This is a genomic window from Planktothrix sp. FACHB-1365 (genome assembly GCF_014697575.1).
In the GTDB taxonomy this organism is placed as follows: domain Bacteria; phylum Cyanobacteriota; class Cyanobacteriia; order Cyanobacteriales; family Microcoleaceae; genus Planktothrix.
Genome location: NZ_JACJSC010000012.1, coordinates 73,524 through 88,854 on the forward strand (window position 1 = coordinate 73,524; position 15,331 = coordinate 88,854).

The window sequence follows — 15,331 nt, forward strand, 5'->3', positions numbered from 1 at the left end:
TTAGAAATTTTAAAGGATAACTCTGAACATTTACGATAAAATAGGAAACAAAATCACTGGGAGGATTTATCCGATGGGATATGCAATTGACGTTAATCAATCTAACTTTGAGCAAGAGGTGATCAAAGTTTCCGATAAAAGCCCTGTATTTGTAGACTTTTATGCAACTTGGTGTGGCCCGTGTCAAATTTTAAAACCCATTTTAGAAAAGTTGGTGAACGAATATGATTTTATTTTAGCGAAAATTGATATTGATCAAAATCCTGAGTTAGCAAGTCAATATGGGGTAGAAGGTGTACCGGATGTCAGAATTGTGATTCAAGGAGAAATGCAGCCCGGTTTTGTAGGAGCATTAACAGAAGCTCAAATTCGGCAAACCCTCAGCCAATTCAATTTAAAATCTAATTTTGAGCAGGATTTAGAAGCTTTAAAAACTGCGATCGCTCAAAAGAACTTTCCCACCGCCAAACAACTTTTAGATCAGCTATTTTCTCACTATCCAAATCGCTTAGAAGTGGTGTTAGCAGCGGCTAATTTTTTAATTCTTCTCAATCAACTGGAAAATGCTGAAAAACTGTTAAATACCATTGGAGAAGATCAGCGCGACTTTTTCCCCAAAGCTCAGGCTTTAAAACAATTAATCCAACTCAAAACAGATGCTACTGCTTCGGGAGAAAGCCAACTGGAACAGAACTATGCAAAAGCTTGTCAATTAACGTTAGCGGAAGACTACGCAGAGGCGTTATCTTTATTTTTAGAGATTGTATCTACCGATCGCAAATATAAAGAGGATGGAGCGAGAAAAGCCATGTTGACTATTTTTAATTTCCTGGGGGATGACCATCCGTTGACTAAAGAATATCGGAAACAATTAATGCTACAATTATATTAAGGGGGATCAAACAGGGAATAGAGCAGAGGGAATCGGAAACCGAAAATAGAGAACGCGCCATAGAGAACTTTATCATTTGTTATAATCGAAAAATCGGGGATTGAACGGTTTTTCTAAGAAGGACTTTTTTTCTCTAAAAATCCCATAAATTTATGACTAATGCTTTACTGATCCTAGGGGAATTAAATGATCGAGATATAGATTGGATCGTGACCCAAGGGAAACGAGAAGTTTTGCAAGCGGGTACTGTTCTAATTGAAGAAGATCAACCCTTAGATGCACTTTATATTGTGTTGAGTGGAACCCTCAACGTTTGTGTGGCTGCTTTAGAAAATCAAGTGGTTGGAAAAATTGGTGGCGGTGAAATATTAGGGGAAATGTCTTTTGTGGATGGACGTTTACCCTCGGCTACGGTGCAAGCGGTTGAAGAGTGTTGTGTGTTATCCATTTCTCGATCACTGTTATCTCAAAAATTAGAAGAGGATGTTTTATTTTCGTTGAGATTTTATCGAGCTATTACTAAATTTTTATCCTCCCGCTTACGAGCTACCGTCAACCATTTTGGCCATGAAGAAAACGTTACTTTGTTAGCTTCTAAATCTTCCAATAATCTAGTAGAAAATGAACTTGATCATCGTTTGGATTGGATTAGGCAGCGTTTAGGAGGATAATAATCAATCAAATTAAAGTTTTTTCAAGAAGCAAAAATCTTGCTTTTATCATTAAACTTGGATTATTGAGATTATTTTTAATAATTCTGAATTATGACCTTAAATTTTGATCAACAAATGATGCAACACTGCTTGAAATTAGCTTATCAAGCATTAGGAAAAACAGCACCAAATCCCTTAGTTGGATGTGTCATTGTTCAGGATAAAATAATTGTTGGAGAAGGGTTTCATCCGGGTGCGGGTCAACCCCATGCCGAAGTTTTTGCCCTGAGAAATGCCGGAGAACAAGCCAAGGGAGCAACGGTTTATGTTAATTTAGAACCTTGTAATCATTTTGGGCGGACTCCTCCCTGTACAGAAGCCTTAATTCAAGCTGAAGTTTCTAAAGTTGTGGTGGGAATGGTTGATCCCAATCCTTTAGTTTCAGGAACAGGAATTCAACGGTTAAAAGATGCTGGAATTGAGGTAATTGTTGGTATTGAAGAACCAGATTGTCAACAGTTAAATGAAGCCTTTATCTATCGAATTTTGCATCAGAAACCCTGGGGAATTTTGAAATATGCCATGACCTTAGATGGAAAAATTGCTACAACAACAGGTCATAGTTCTTGGGTGACGGGAACCGAAGCTCGACAAAAAGTTCATCAGTTGCGCGTTGCTTGTGATGCGGTTATTGTCGGAGGAAATACCGTCCGACGAGATAATCCTTGGCTAACCACCCACGAAGCCGGAGAACCTAATCCTTTGCGAGTGGTCATGAGTCGAACTTTAGACTTACCCAAACAAGCCCATTTATGGGACACTCAAGAAGCGAAAACTTTAGTTATAACAGAGGAGGGTGTAAATCCAGATTTCCAACAGTTTTTGCAGAATAAGGGGGTAGAGGTAGCGGAATTATCGCCCTTGACGCCTGCCCAAGTCATGGCTTATTTGTATAAACGTCAGTTTTTATCGGTGTTGTGGGAATGTGGAGGAACCCTTGCGGCTCAGGCGATCACAGATGGCAGTATTCATAAAATCTTAGCGTTTATTGCCCCTAAAATTATTGGGGGAAAAACAGCACCATCTCCGGTCGCAGATTTAGGGTTAACTCAGATGACAGAAGCACTTTTATTAGAACGAATGACCTGGGGTTCTGTAGGTAAAGATTTTTGGATTGAAGGATATTTATTTCAAACTTAATTATGAGCGAAGTTGCCCTATTAAGTCTTATGGTCAGTAGCCTCGGAATTGATGCTGTTTTATTGGCGAGTTGGCTCTGTTCCATACAAACTGATATACAATTAGAACAGGAGGAGGAAGAAACATTGACTCGCTACGACTCAGAAGATACTAAACAAATGCCTGTAAAATCTATACAACCTAACGGCTATTCTAACGCTGAATCTCCTGAACCTTTCGTTCGGGAATGGGAGTATAAAATTGTGCGAGCAAGTCGAGATGTATTTCGGAATCCACCTATCTTTAAAAAGTTATGTCAGGAAGAAGCCGAAATGGGTTGGATTTTAGTGGAAAAATTAGATGATCGACGGGTTCGGTTTAAGCGTCCAAGAGGACTAGATCCTGCCGAAAATCCCTACCAAATTAAAGCTGATCCCTATCGTTCAACCTATGGTTCTTCGAGTAATTTAGGAGCTTGGTTAACGGTGATTGCTTTTATAACTGCCATTATTTTACCTGCCTATTTAGGATTTTCATTAGTTGCCATGAGCTTTAATAAATCCTATCAAAATTCTTCCCCCACGATTTCATCTCCTGAACCTGAAGTTCCTCCTGCTTCCCCTTAAAACGTCCTCAAAACAATTTCAATACTCGGTGATAACCTCACCCTTACTTACACTTTTTGTCGGTTTGGGGAGGTTACAACACTATTTTTATAGAAATAATGAATAATGTTACTTTTACATTGGAATCAATTTGTAGCAAAAACCATTGGTAAACTGCCGTTAAGGACAGTTTTAATTGTACCTTTTGTGGTACAAATTACGGCTACGGTTGGATTAGTGGGTTATTTTTCATTTAAAAATGGACAAAAAGCCGTTGAAAATTTAGCCCAGCAGTTAATGAACCAAGTGAGTAATCGTGTTCAAGAAAATTTACAGTTTTTCTTAGAAACTCCCGATCAAATTAACCAAACTAATTATAATCAAATTAAATTAGGTTTTTTAAATACAACTAATTTATATCCTTGGGAAAAATACCTTTGGCGACAAGTTCAATTATATCCTGATATTACTTTTATTGCCATTGCGACGAATCAAAATAAACAAAGGTCAGGTGAAAAACGCCTGAATGGTGATTTTCAAGTTAATGTTGTCGGGGATGATGTTGGCAAAAATTTCTATACGTTTAAACTCGATTCTCAAGGAAATCGGACTCAAGGTGAATTAGTCAAAAAAGACTATGATTTACGTCAACATCCCACTTACTTAAAAGTCATAAAAGAACGCCGAGCTTCCTGGAGTAATGTATTTGTTTCTATTTTAGAACCCAGCTTATTAATTAGTGCCTTAGAACCCATCTACAATCAAAAACAACAAATTGAAGGAATTTTTCTGGCTACCTTACGGCTTGACCAAATTATTACTTTTTTAAAAGGTTTAAAAATCGGTAAATCAGGACAAGTTTTTATTCTTGATCCCGAAGGTCACTTGTTAGCCAGTTCTACGGGAGAACAACCCTTTAGAAAAATTAGCAATCAAAATCAACTTTTTTTGGCAACAGAAAGTCAGAATAAAATTACCCAATCAGCGACAAAACAATTATTGAAACAGTTTAAAAGCCTGCATAAAATTTATAACCCTCAAAAACTTAAATTTTTAATTAATAAAGAAAACTATTTTTTAAATATTATTCCGTTTAGTGATAATAAAAAATTAGAATGGATGATTGTTTTGGTTGTTCCTGAACAGGATTTTTTAGATCAAATTCAAGCCAACAATCGAACAACACTACTTTTATGTTTAGTCACCTTTATTGTAGCAATTGCCATTGGAATTTTAACAGCAAGATGGGTTACATTTCCTATTATTCTACTCAATCAAGCGTCTAAAAACATTGCAGCCGGACAATGGGATTTACCCCAAGACGCTAATCGTCAAGATGAATTAGGAGAACTGACTCGTTCTTTTAATAACATGATTAAACAATTGCAAACCACTTTAACTCAATTGCAAAATCTAAACCAATCTTTACAAATTAGTGAACAACGTTATACAAGTTTAGCTCAAGCCGCACCCGTTGGAATTTTTCGGGCTGATATTGAAGGGAATTATATCTATGGAAATGACCAACATTTTGCCATGATTGGTCTGAGTCAAGCGGAAACAATGGGGATGGGTTGGACAAAAACTTTACACCCACAAGATCGAGATCGGATTCTTTCCTATTGGTTAAAATTTGTCCATGAAGGTGTTCCTTTTCAGTATGAATATCGGTTTTTTAAACCCGATAGTAGTACAATTTGGGTCTATGGAAAAGCACTTGCTGAACGAAATAGTGAAGGTCAAATTACAGGATATGTTGGAACCATTACCGATATTACATCAACTAAAGAAGCCGAACATATTCTGGCTGAATATAACCAAACTTTAGAACATCAAGTTAAAGAACGGACGCAAGAACTCTCTCACACCCTGCAACAGTTAAAAGCCACTCAAAGTCAACTGGTTCAATCCGAAAAAATGGCAACATTAGGACAATTGGTGGCTGGAATTGCCCATGAAATTAATACCCCATTAGGTGCAATTCAAGCGGCTATTAATAATAATAATCAAGCTTTAATTGAATCTTTAATTGAATTACCCAAACTTTCTCAAAAACTTGATCCTGAGCAACAAGTGCTGTTTTTTAAGGTATTAGATTTTTCACGAAACAACCCCCAGCAAATTTCTACACGAGAACAGCGTGAATATAAACGTCAACTGGCTCAACACTTAAAAGAGTATCAAATCGAATCTCCTCGAAAAATCGCTGATATTTTAATTGATATTGGTATTTATGATAACTTGGAATTTATTTTACCCCTGGTTCAACATCCTGAACAAGAATGGTTATTAAATTTAGCTTATAATCTAGCTCGATTACAACGAAATAATCAAACCATGATTACAGCAATTGAACGAGCTTCTAAAGTTGTTTTTGCTCTCAAAAGTTATGCTCGTTATGATCCCCATAGTCAAAAACAATCCGTCTTAATTACTGAAGGCATTGATACGGTTTTAGAACTCTATCACAATCAACTGAAACGGGGCATAGAAGTCAATCGTACCTATCAAATTACCCATCCCCTTGATTGTTATCCTGATGAATTAATGCAGGTTTGGACAAATTTAATTCATAATAGTATTCAAGCCATGAAGGGTCAGGGAACTCTCAAGATTGTCGTCCTCCAAGAAGAAACTGAGTTTCGGGTTCACATCATCGATTCAGGCTGTGGGATTCCGGCCGATATTCAAGGACGCATTTTTGAACCCTTCTTTACAACAAAACCTTGGGGAGAAGGGAGTGGTTTGGGATTAGATATTGTTCAAAAAATTATTGATAAACATCAAGGTCAGATTACCGTTCAAAGTCAACCCGGAAACACTATTTTTACGATCTCCTTACCTCGAACCTAAACCGAAATTTTGGGATGAGTTGTGTTTATGTTAAAATGAGTAAAGTTTACTTTTAATTAGCCATCTTTATCAAAAAAATCAATTCAATTAAAATTTAAAAAGGAAAAGCCAATGGTAGAAAAAGCTATTATCTGTGTAGATGATGAACGGTTTGTGGTAGAAAGTCTCCTAGAACAACTCAAACGGAGATTTGGAAAGGAGTATATCTATGAAGGTGCAGAAAGTGCCCCGGAAGCCTTAGATATTCTGGAAGATTTAAAACAGGAAGATATTGAAGTATTAATTATTGTTTCGGATTGGTTAATGCCTGAAATGCGAGGAGATGAATTTCTGATTGAAGTCCATCGTCGTTTTCCCAAAATTATTACAGTGATGTTGACGGGACAAGCGGATGAAGCTGCGATTAAACGGGCTGAAAAATATGCTAATTTATATCGTTGTCTTTATAAACCTTGGACAGAAGAAGAGTTAGCACAAACGATTGCATCTGCTTTAGGATAGTGATCAACATTTAGAGATTTTTATTGCTTGAATTTCTTCCGATAATAACTTGAGAACAATGGCTAAACAACTGGCAATTTTATGTGTAGATGATGAATCCGTTATCTTAGAAAGCCTTAAAGAACAACTCAAACGGAATTTACCTCAACATTATGAATTAGAATCAGCAGAAAGTGGCGAAGAAGCCTTAGAAGTTATTGAAGGATTGCATGAGGAAGGCTTAGAAGTCGCCTTAGTTATTTCTGACCAAATTATGCCCGGTTTACAAGGGGATGAGTTATTAATCCGAATTCATCAAAGTTATCCCCAAATGTTAAAAATTATGTTGACTGGACAAGCAGACGCTCAATCTGTTGGCAATGTAGTCAACCAAGCAAGTTTGTATCGTTATATTAGCAAACCTTGGGATGAAACGGACTTAATTTTAACAGTTCAAGAGGCATTAAGGCGCTATACTCAAGAACAACAACTGGTAGAACAAAATCAAAAATTACATGAATTAAATCGACAATTACAACAGTTAAATATTTCTCTGGAACAAAAAGTTTTAGAACGAACTACACAATTAGAACAGGCAAAACAGGCTGCTGAAGTGGCGAATCAAGCTAAAAGTACATTTTTAGCTAATATGAGTCATGAATTGCGATCGCCTTTGAATGCGATTTTAGGCTTTGCTCAATTAATGAATCGAAGTACAACTCTTTCTGCTGAACACCAAGAACAAGTGAAGATTATTTTACAAAGTGGAGAACATTTATTAAGTTTAATTAACCAGCTTTTAGATTTAGCTAAAATTGAGGCAGGCAAAATCACCCTTAATGAGGCTAATTTTGATCTATATCATCTCCTTCAAGATTTAGAAGATATGTTCTCTCTCAAGGCTAAAAATCAGAGTTTAAGCTTAACATTTAGCTGTTGTAAAGCTGTTCCTCAATATGTTTGTACTGATGAGATTAAACTTCGCCAAATTCTGATTAATTTACTCAATAATTCTCTTAAATTTACTCATCAAGGAGGCGTGCATCTAACCGTTAATTGTAATAAAATTGATCCCTCAAACCTACAACTGATTTTTGCAGTTCAAGATACGGGAGTCGGCATTGATTCCGAAGAAATTGATCAGCTTTTTGAGGCTTTTACTCAAACTCAAAGGGGAAGAGAAGCTGATGAAGGAACGGGGTTAGGTTTATCGATTAGTCAAAAATTTGTACACCTGATGGGTGGGAAAATCAAAGTTAATTCCCAAGTCGGAGTCGGTACAACCTTTACCTTTAATATTCACGCTAAATTTGTTGATGATATTTGTTTATTTAATCAAAATTCATCTCGAAAAATAGTGGGTTTAGCTCCTAATCAACCTGCCTATAAAATATTAATTGTTGACGATAAATTCTGTAATCGTAAATTATTAATGCAATTGCTGAAACCCTTGGGATTAGAATTAAAAGAAGCTTCAAATGGCAAAGAAGCTGTAGAAATTTGGGATGTGTGGGAACCCCATTTAATTTTAATGGATCTGATTATGCCCATTTTGAATGGTTATGAAGCCACAAAACAAATTAAAAATACCTTAAAAGGAAATGCTACGGTGATTATTGCGATTACTGCTAGTGTTTTAGAAGAACAAAAAGCCTTGGTACTTTCAATGGGTTGTGACGATTTTGTGAGAAAACCCTTTCAAGAATCCCATATTTTTGAGATGATTGCAAAATATCTAGGTCTTGAATATATCTATGCGGAGGACACCCCCCTAAACTTTTTAAATCCCTCAAACTCTATACTTACTGTTGAAAGCTTGAAAGGGATGCCCTCTCAATGGATAGATGAACTTTATCAAGCCAGCCTTGACTTAGATTATGAGTTAGTTTTAGATCTAATTCAAGAAATTCCGTTGGGACAAGCTGATCTGTCTCAAGCTTTAACCGATTTAGTTTCTAATTATAGAGTTGATCAAATTTTTAATCTTATTGAAAAAATAAAAATTCATGAATATTCGAGCTAATAAAAAACAACAACTCGGTGGTATTTTAATTATCGATGATAAACTTGAGAATTTAAAAGTTTTATCAGAAATTCTTAAGCAACAAGGGTATAAAGTTCGTCAAGCTATCAATGGAATATCCGCTTTAAGGGCCATACAATCATCCCCCCCTGATTTAATTTTATTAGATATAAAAATGCCGGAAATGGATGGCTATGAAGTTTGCCAAAAACTGAAACAAGATTCTCAAACTCAGGAAATTCCAATTATTTTTATTAGTGCTTTAAATGAAGTTTGGGATAAGGTAAGAGCGTTTCAATTAGGAGGGGTTGATTATATTAATAAACCCTTTCAAGTGGAAGAAGTTATTGCCCGAATTGAAACCCAGTTTATTATTCAAAGACAAAAAAAACAATTACAAGCAGAAATAGAATATCGTCAAGCCCAAGAAGAACGGTTAAAAGAGGAAATTCAACACCGTCTTGCCAAAGAAAAGCAATTACAAGAAGAAATTCAACGACGTAAAGAAACAGAAGAAATTTTATATCAATCTCGTGCTTTAATTCAAAGTGTTTTAAATACGTCAATGGATGGAATTGCTGCGTTTCAATCTATCCGAAACACAATGACCGGAAAAATTATGGATTTCCGTTGTTTAGTTGTGAATCCAATCATTGGCCAAATTTTGAAGCAAGATCGCTCTAAGTTAATGGGTAAAATTATTTTAAAAAGATTATTGAAAAAAATAGATTCCACCTTATTTGAAAAGTTTGTTAATTTAGTAGAAACGGGAACTCCTTTAATTGATGATATTTTTTATCACAGTGACGATACTCAAGGTTGGTATCATTTTATTGCTGTCAGGTTAGGGGACGGATTTTCCATCGCCATTCGAGATATTACAGACCGTAAAAAGATAGAGCTTGATTTATCTCGTTGGGCTAAATTAGATGGGTTAACACAAATTGCTAACCGTCATTATTTTGAGGAATTTTTAAATATAGAATGGCAGAGACATCTACAGGAACAAAAACCAATTTCCTTAATTTTATGTGATGTAGATTATTTTAAAGCTTATAATGATACCTATGGTCATTTAGAAGGAGATGACTGTTTAAAAAAAGTAGCTCAAGCAATTGATCAAGTGATTCAACATCCCGGAAATTTACTAGCTCGTTATGGCGGTGAAGAATTTGTTATTATTCTAACCCAGACGAATCTATTAGAAGCAGGACAAATTGCTACAGATATTCAAACTTCTATTCGGATTCTCAATATTCCCCACTCCCAATCTCAAGTGAGTGAGTTACTTACGCTAAGTTTCGGCATATCGAGTTTAATTCCAACGCCAGAAAACTCAACTTTTATATTAATTAAATCTGCTGATCAAGCCTTATATCAAGCTAAACAACAAGGGAGAAATTGCATTGTTACTCAAGTAGATTAAAGGAGTTAATCATCTGCATTCCGGCGGTGGTAAATCGTTGAAATGCGAGATTTGCTTGTTCTGTATAATCCACAATACCGGGAATAACAACAGGAGAGGTACAATCTTCTAATAAATAAACATTGTGAGCTAAATTAGAATTTTTGGCTTGAATTTCGGTTAATAAATTGTCAATTGTCCAAGCAACACAATGGCTTTTCGCTTGACCCGCAATCAGAATTCGATCAAAGTTTAAAATCTGTTCTATTAATTGTTTATTTTTTTGAGCAATGGTTTCTCCGTGCATATTTTCTAAAACTTCCGGTTGCAAAACCGAATAATTTTCTGTTAAGGGATGGTTTCCTTTAATCTCAAATTGAACCTGAGAACATCGGGAAATCGTATGAAAAAATAACGCTTCTTCAACGGCTGAAACCAACCCATGACCGATCCCTCCTAACATTGAATGATAGGGCCATACTGTTAAGGGATATTGACCTTTTTTTGCTAAGGTTTGGGCATAATGTAAGGCGTATTGTTCTAGGCTGTTTTCATCTGCACCTAAAATTCTATGGGTAACTTTTGGATTCATTTTCCAGATACGATTTTGAATATCCTCAACGGAAATTAAGGTTGCAGAGGTGGGATGTTCACCTTGTTGATTAATCCAAAAAATGGGATGAAAAATTTGGAAGGTGGTATGGGTATCTAAGGTAGCAATAATATGGCTAATTTTGTTTAAGTTTCGATAAATAAATTCACACAATCTAATATTGTCTTCTACTGCACCATTCCCCGATGCACCTCCTACAAATAACTCAAATTCAGGAATACAAAACGTATTTTGAACATCTATTAAAATTAAACAGGTTTTAAGTTGATCCTGACTGGCTGGTTGAATCTTATACTGTTTTGCCCATTGTTCGGCTTCCTGGGCTCGAATTTGATACCGAACACGCCAAACTTCTCCCACACGCTGGGGATTAAAATGGGGAGGAATGGGGAGAGAATCTATTTTTTCTGTGATCATTTTTTTATGATAAAATTAGAGTTAAAGATCAGAATTCAAGCTAGTTTTATGCTGAAATCCATTGATCGAGTGTGGTTAATTGGAGGAACTCAGGAAAGTGCAAGATTGGCTCAGGCGATCGCCCAATGCCAAATCTATTGTATTATTAGTGTAACGACAGAATCAGCAAAATGTCTCTACCCCGAATCAGAATTTTTAACGATTTGGGTGGGAAAATTAGAGCCAAACCAAATTAACTTATTTTTAACAAATTATAAGATTAATCGCATTTTAGATGCTTCCCATCCCTATGCTGTAGAAATTTCTCAATTAGCAATTGCTATTAGCCAAACCCATCAAATTCCCTATTTACGGTATGAACGTCCAGCTATAAAGTCTGAAAATTCAAATCATCTTTTGTATTTAGACCGTTTTGAAACTTTATTAACCGGGGATTATTTAAAAGGAAAACGAGTTTTACTAACCTTGGGATATCGCAGTTTATTCCAATTTGCCCAATGGCAAGAGCAAGCCGTCTTATTTGCTCGAATTTTACCGTCTCTTATGGCTTTGGATGCCGCTTTAAAAGCCGGATTTACCCCCGATCGGATTATAGCAATTCGTCCCCCCCTGTGTTTAGAATTAGAACGGGCATTATGGCACCATTGGAAAATTTCTCTGGTCGTCACAAAAGCTTCTGGATCGGCAGGAGGCGAAGACCTAAAAATTAATTTAGCTCACCAATTAAATATTCCTTTAATTATTATTGCCCGACCCCAGATTGATTATCCTCAAATGACTCACTCTTTTAAGACTGCCGTTGAATTTTGTCAATAGGGAACCGGGGAATGGAGGTCGGGAAAAGTCAACCCCCAAAAAATCTCTGAGATCGTTGCTGCGGTGATCCCCCTTTCCGATAAGATGGTATACGCGGCATCCAAAAAGGAAAAATAGGATATGAGTACAACTGACGAAAGAGTAAAAAGAATTATTGCAGAACAATTAGATGTTGAGGAAGAGAAAATTATTCCTTCGGCGACTTTCGCCGAAGATTTAGGCGCGGATTCCTTGGATACAGTAGAACTGGTCATGGCATTGGAAGAAGAATTTGAGACCGAAATTCCCGATGAAGATGCTGAAAAAATTAAGACCGTTCAAGACGCTATAAACTACATCAAGGCCAAGGAGGAGTAAATTCCATCGACCACCAAGCCAAAGCATCGGCTTAATCTGCAATTGAAGTAAAATCAACAGAATAAGCGAAGGATTAGCCTTCCACCAGTCTCACGGAAATTTTGCTGCGTTCGACTGTCTGGATTAGGCAATCCCAACCCCTCTTAATTAAACTACTGTTATAATGTTAGTTTTGCTTCTCACGCTTTGTTCTGCATTTTAGGTGATTAAATTCTTGAATCGACGAAAATCATGACTACGATGAATGTTAAGCGCGTTGTTGTAACAGGTTTAGGGGCAATTACTCCGCTCGGAAATACCCTAGCTGACTATTGGGAAGGGTTAATGAGCGGACGGAATGGGATCGGCCCCATCACCTTATTTGATGCGTCAAAGCATGATTGTCGCATAGCGGGGGAAGTCAAAAAATTTGACCCCTGTGATTATATTTCGCGCAAAGAAGCTAAACGGATGGATCGCTTCGCCCAATTTGCGGTGGCGGCTAGTCAACAAGCCATCGCAGATGCGGGCTTCGTCATTAATGACCTAAATGCAGAACAGGTGGGTGTCATTATTGGAACAGGTATTGGCGGACTCAAGGTACTCGAAGATCAGCAAGAGATCTATTTAAATCGTGGCCCAGATCGCTGTAGTCCTTTTATGATCCCGATGATGATTGCCAACATGGCGGCGGGACTCACAGCCATTCATACGGGAGCTAAAGGGCCAAATTCCTGTTCTGTAACCGCTTGTGCGGCGGGTTCAAATTCCGTCGGGGATGCCTTTCGTTTAATTCAACGGGGCTATGCTCAAGCGATGATTTGTGGGGGAACCGAAGCGGCGGTGACTCCTTTATCCGTGGCTGGATTTGCGGCGGCACGGGCACTATCAACCCGCAACCATGAACCCCTCAAAGCTTGTCGTCCTTTTGACAAAGATCGAGATGGCTTTGTCATGGGAGAAGGCGCCGGAATTCTACTGTTAGAAGAATTAGACTGTGCCTTAAGTCGTGGCGCTCGCATTTATGCGGAATTAGTCGGTTATGGCATGACCTGTGATGCCTACCACATGACCTCCCCCGTTCCCGGTGGAGCCGGGGCAGCTAGAGCGATTTCCTTGGCGATGAAGGATGCTGGATTAACCCCTGACCAAATTAGTTATATTAATGCTCATGGAACCAGTACCTCTGCTAACGACACCACAGAAACGGCAGCGATTAAAACGGTATTAGGTGAAAGTGCTTATCAGGTGGTGGTTAGTTCCACAAAGTCAATGACGGGTCATTTATTAGGGGGTTCTGGAGGCATTGAAGCGGTGGCAACGGCAATGGCCATTGCTGAGGATCGGGTTCCTCCAACGATTAATTTAGATAACCCTGACCCAGAGTGTGATTTAGATTATGTTCCTCATACCAGTCGCGCTCACACCGTTAATGTCGCCTTATCGAATTCCTTTGGGTTTGGAGGTCATAATGTGACGTTAGCGTTTAAAAAATTTCAACCCTAACTCTGTAGAGACGTGCCTATTTATGCCGTAAGGCTATTGGCGCGTCTATAATATTAGGAAAATAGCCACTTTATCAACTTGTTGATAAAGTGGCTGTTGCAGTTATAAGCTGTTCTGTACTCGCGTAACAGGGTAGGATAGAAATATAAAGAAAATTTAATAATTGTTGTCTTTGTAGTCAACTTAGAGAGGTATCCTTGAGTCATCATCTCGACGCCATTGCTCCCCATGGTGGACATTTAATTAACCGAATTGCCACTCCTGACCAACGGCAGGAGTTTTTGGACAAAGGGGAACATTTACCCAGAGTCCAGTTGGATGAGCGCTCGCTCTCTGATTTAGAATTAATTGCTATTGGTGGTTTTAGTCCCCTCACCGGGTTTATGGAACAGGCGGACTATAAAACCGTCGTCAACCAAATGCACTTGAGTAATGGTTTGCCTTGGTCAATTCCCATTACTCTATCGGTTTCTGAAGAGGTAGCCTCAACCCTGACTGAAGGGGGTTTAGTTCGTTTAGATGCCCCGACGGGGGAATTTGTGGGTGTTTTGGAACTCACCCAAAAATATACCTATGATAAGGAAACCGAAGCTCTCAACGTTTATCGCACCACAGACGAAAAACATCCAGGGGTGAAAGTTGTTTATGATCAAGGGGGCGTTAATCTCGCTGGCCCAGTATGGTTATTAGAACGTCAACCCCATCCCTACTTCCCGAACTATCAAATTGACCCCGCAGACTCACGGGCAATGTTTCGAGAAAAAGGATGGAAAACCATTGTGGGATTTCAAACTCGAAACCCTATCCATCGGGCCCATGAATATATTCAAAAATGTGCCTTAGAAACCGTTGATGGATTATTTTTGCATCCTTTAGTGGGAGCTACCAAATCCGATGATATTCCGGCAGATGTACGGATGCGGTGTTATGAAATTTTGATTGACCATTACTATCCAAAACAACGGGTTATTTTAGCAATTAATCCCGCCGCTATGCGCTATGCAGGCCCCCGTGAAGCGATTTTCCATGCCCTAGTGCGGAAAAATTATGGCTGTACTCACTTTATTGTGGGTCGAGATCATGCCGGGGTTGGGGATTATTATGGAACTTACGATGCTCAATATATTTTCGATGAGTTTGAACCTGGGGAATTAGGTATTACTCCGATGATGTTTGAACACGCTTTTTATTGTACTGTGACTGAAGGGATGGCTACCAGCAAAACCAGTCCCAGTACCCCAGAACAGCGCATTCATTTATCAGGAACTAAGGTGCGAGAATTACTGCGTCGTGGTGAACTTCCACCCCCGCAATTTTCTCGCCCTGAAGTTGCCAATGAACTGATTAAAGCAATGAAGGTGGCAACGGAAGCATAATAATCAGTTATCAGTTATCAGTTATCAGTTATCAGTGGAAGAGTTAAGGGTTGATGGTTAAATAGTTATTAATTAACAACGATTAACCCAAACTCTAAAACCAAAGACTTTATGAGCAGGTTGATCAAGATTTTAGGGAATTAATAAAGTTTTTCTTGATCTTGCTCCTAGTTACGA

The 15,331-nt window shown here is 37.9% G+C and carries 13 protein-coding genes; 12 read left to right on the forward strand and 1 reads right to left on the reverse strand.

Annotated features, from left to right (window positions below; genetic code table 11):
• Window positions 1-73 precede the first annotated feature (73 nt).
• The 8 genes from H6G57_RS15105 (at window position 74) to H6G57_RS15140 (ending at window position 10,111) form a co-directional block, all read left to right on the forward strand.
• Window positions 74-892: a tetratricopeptide repeat protein gene (locus H6G57_RS15105; RefSeq protein ID WP_190519874.1), complete on the forward strand. Its 819-nt coding sequence runs from the start codon at window positions 74-76 to the stop codon at window positions 890-892.
• A 152-nt stretch (window positions 893-1,044) separates the two neighbouring features.
• Window positions 1,045-1,563, forward strand: a complete 519-nt coding sequence (locus H6G57_RS15110; RefSeq protein WP_190519876.1) for a cyclic nucleotide-binding domain-containing protein — start codon at window positions 1,045-1,047, stop codon at window positions 1,561-1,563.
• A gap of 93 nt (window positions 1,564-1,656) precedes the next feature.
• The gene (gene ribD, locus H6G57_RS15115; RefSeq protein ID WP_190519878.1) at window positions 1,657-2,745 is read left to right on the forward strand and encodes a bifunctional diaminohydroxyphosphoribosylaminopyrimidine deaminase/5-amino-6-(5-phosphoribosylamino)uracil reductase RibD; all 1,089 of its coding nucleotides are present in this window, start codon (window positions 1,657-1,659) and stop codon (window positions 2,743-2,745) included.
• 2 nt (window positions 2,746-2,747) lie between these two features.
• Window positions 2,748-3,350 carry a hypothetical protein gene (locus tag H6G57_RS15120; protein WP_190519880.1) on the forward strand — a complete coding sequence of 201 codons (603 nt, stop codon included), beginning with the start codon at window positions 2,748-2,750 and terminating at the stop codon, window positions 3,348-3,350.
• A gap of 105 nt (window positions 3,351-3,455) precedes the next feature.
• Entirely contained in the window at window positions 3,456-6,182 is a 2,727-nt protein-coding gene (locus tag H6G57_RS15125) for an ATP-binding protein (RefSeq protein ID WP_190519882.1), read from the forward strand.
• Between the two features lie 111 nt (window positions 6,183-6,293).
• Window positions 6,294-6,683, forward strand: coding sequence for a response regulator (locus tag H6G57_RS15130; protein ID WP_190519884.1), 390 nt, complete (start codon window positions 6,294-6,296; stop codon window positions 6,681-6,683).
• 58 nt (window positions 6,684-6,741) lie between these two features.
• The gene (locus H6G57_RS15135) at window positions 6,742-8,685 is read left to right on the forward strand and encodes a response regulator (RefSeq protein ID WP_190519885.1); all 1,944 of its coding nucleotides are present in this window, start codon (window positions 6,742-6,744) and stop codon (window positions 8,683-8,685) included.
• The gene (locus H6G57_RS15140) at window positions 8,669-10,111 is read left to right on the forward strand and encodes a diguanylate cyclase domain-containing protein (RefSeq protein ID WP_190519887.1); all 1,443 of its coding nucleotides are present in this window, start codon (window positions 8,669-8,671) and stop codon (window positions 10,109-10,111) included. The genes H6G57_RS15135 and H6G57_RS15140 overlap by 17 nt, the downstream gene beginning before the upstream one ends.
• Here H6G57_RS15140 and H6G57_RS15145 read toward each other — a convergent pair.
• Window positions 10,095-11,120, reverse strand: a complete 1,026-nt coding sequence (locus H6G57_RS15145; RefSeq protein WP_190519890.1) for an isochorismatase — start codon at window positions 11,118-11,120, stop codon at window positions 10,095-10,097. The two genes, H6G57_RS15140 and H6G57_RS15145, sit on opposite strands and share 17 nt — an antisense overlap.
• 48 nt (window positions 11,121-11,168) lie before the next feature.
• Between H6G57_RS15145 and H6G57_RS15150 the strand changes: the two genes are divergently transcribed.
• The 4 genes from H6G57_RS15150 to sat all read left to right on the forward strand — a co-directional run bounded on the left by H6G57_RS15150 (window position 11,169) and on the right by sat (window position 15,154).
• Window positions 11,169-11,936 (forward strand): cobalt-precorrin-6A reductase, encoded by a 768-nt coding sequence (locus H6G57_RS15150; protein ID WP_190519892.1) that lies wholly within the window; start codon window positions 11,169-11,171, stop codon window positions 11,934-11,936.
• 120 nt (window positions 11,937-12,056) lie between these two features.
• Entirely contained in the window at window positions 12,057-12,293 is a 237-nt protein-coding gene (gene acpP / locus H6G57_RS15155) for an acyl carrier protein (RefSeq protein ID WP_190519894.1), read from the forward strand.
• Window positions 12,294-12,524: 231 nt separating this feature from the next.
• Window positions 12,525-13,778, forward strand: coding sequence for a beta-ketoacyl-ACP synthase II (fabF, locus tag H6G57_RS15160; RefSeq protein ID WP_190519896.1), 1,254 nt, complete (start codon window positions 12,525-12,527; stop codon window positions 13,776-13,778).
• 197 nt (window positions 13,779-13,975) lie between these two features.
• Window positions 13,976-15,154 carry a sulfate adenylyltransferase gene (gene sat / locus H6G57_RS15165; RefSeq protein ID WP_072722132.1) on the forward strand — a complete coding sequence of 393 codons (1,179 nt, stop codon included), beginning with the start codon at window positions 13,976-13,978 and terminating at the stop codon, window positions 15,152-15,154.
• Window positions 15,155-15,331: the final 177 nt, after the last annotated feature.

Excerpts from the sequence above, each read along its gene's own strand:
- H6G57_RS15105 (WP_190519874.1), top strand. The coding sequence starts at position 74 with ATGGGATATGCAATTGACGTTAATCAATCTAACTTTGAGCAAGAGGTG.
- H6G57_RS15110 (WP_190519876.1), top strand. The coding sequence starts at position 1,045 with ATGACTAATGCTTTACTGATCCTAGGGGAATTAAATGATCGAGATATA.
- ribD (WP_190519878.1), top strand. The coding sequence starts at position 1,657 with ATGACCTTAAATTTTGATCAACAAATGATGCAACACTGCTTGAAATTA.
- H6G57_RS15120 (WP_190519880.1), top strand. The coding sequence starts at position 2,748 with ATGAGCGAAGTTGCCCTATTAAGTCTTATGGTCAGTAGCCTCGGAATT.
- H6G57_RS15125 (WP_190519882.1), top strand. The coding sequence starts at position 3,456 with ATGTTACTTTTACATTGGAATCAATTTGTAGCAAAAACCATTGGTAAA.
- H6G57_RS15130 (WP_190519884.1), top strand. The coding sequence starts at position 6,294 with ATGGTAGAAAAAGCTATTATCTGTGTAGATGATGAACGGTTTGTGGTA.
- H6G57_RS15135 (WP_190519885.1), top strand. The coding sequence starts at position 6,742 with ATGGCTAAACAACTGGCAATTTTATGTGTAGATGATGAATCCGTTATC.
- H6G57_RS15140 (WP_190519887.1), top strand. The coding sequence starts at position 8,669 with ATGAATATTCGAGCTAATAAAAAACAACAACTCGGTGGTATTTTAATT.
- H6G57_RS15145 (WP_190519890.1), bottom strand. The coding sequence starts at position 11,120 with ATGATCACAGAAAAAATAGATTCTCTCCCCATTCCTCCCCATTTTAAT.
- H6G57_RS15150 (WP_190519892.1), top strand. The coding sequence starts at position 11,169 with ATGCTGAAATCCATTGATCGAGTGTGGTTAATTGGAGGAACTCAGGAA.
- acpP (WP_190519894.1), top strand. The coding sequence starts at position 12,057 with ATGAGTACAACTGACGAAAGAGTAAAAAGAATTATTGCAGAACAATTA.
- fabF (WP_190519896.1), top strand. The coding sequence starts at position 12,525 with ATGACTACGATGAATGTTAAGCGCGTTGTTGTAACAGGTTTAGGGGCA.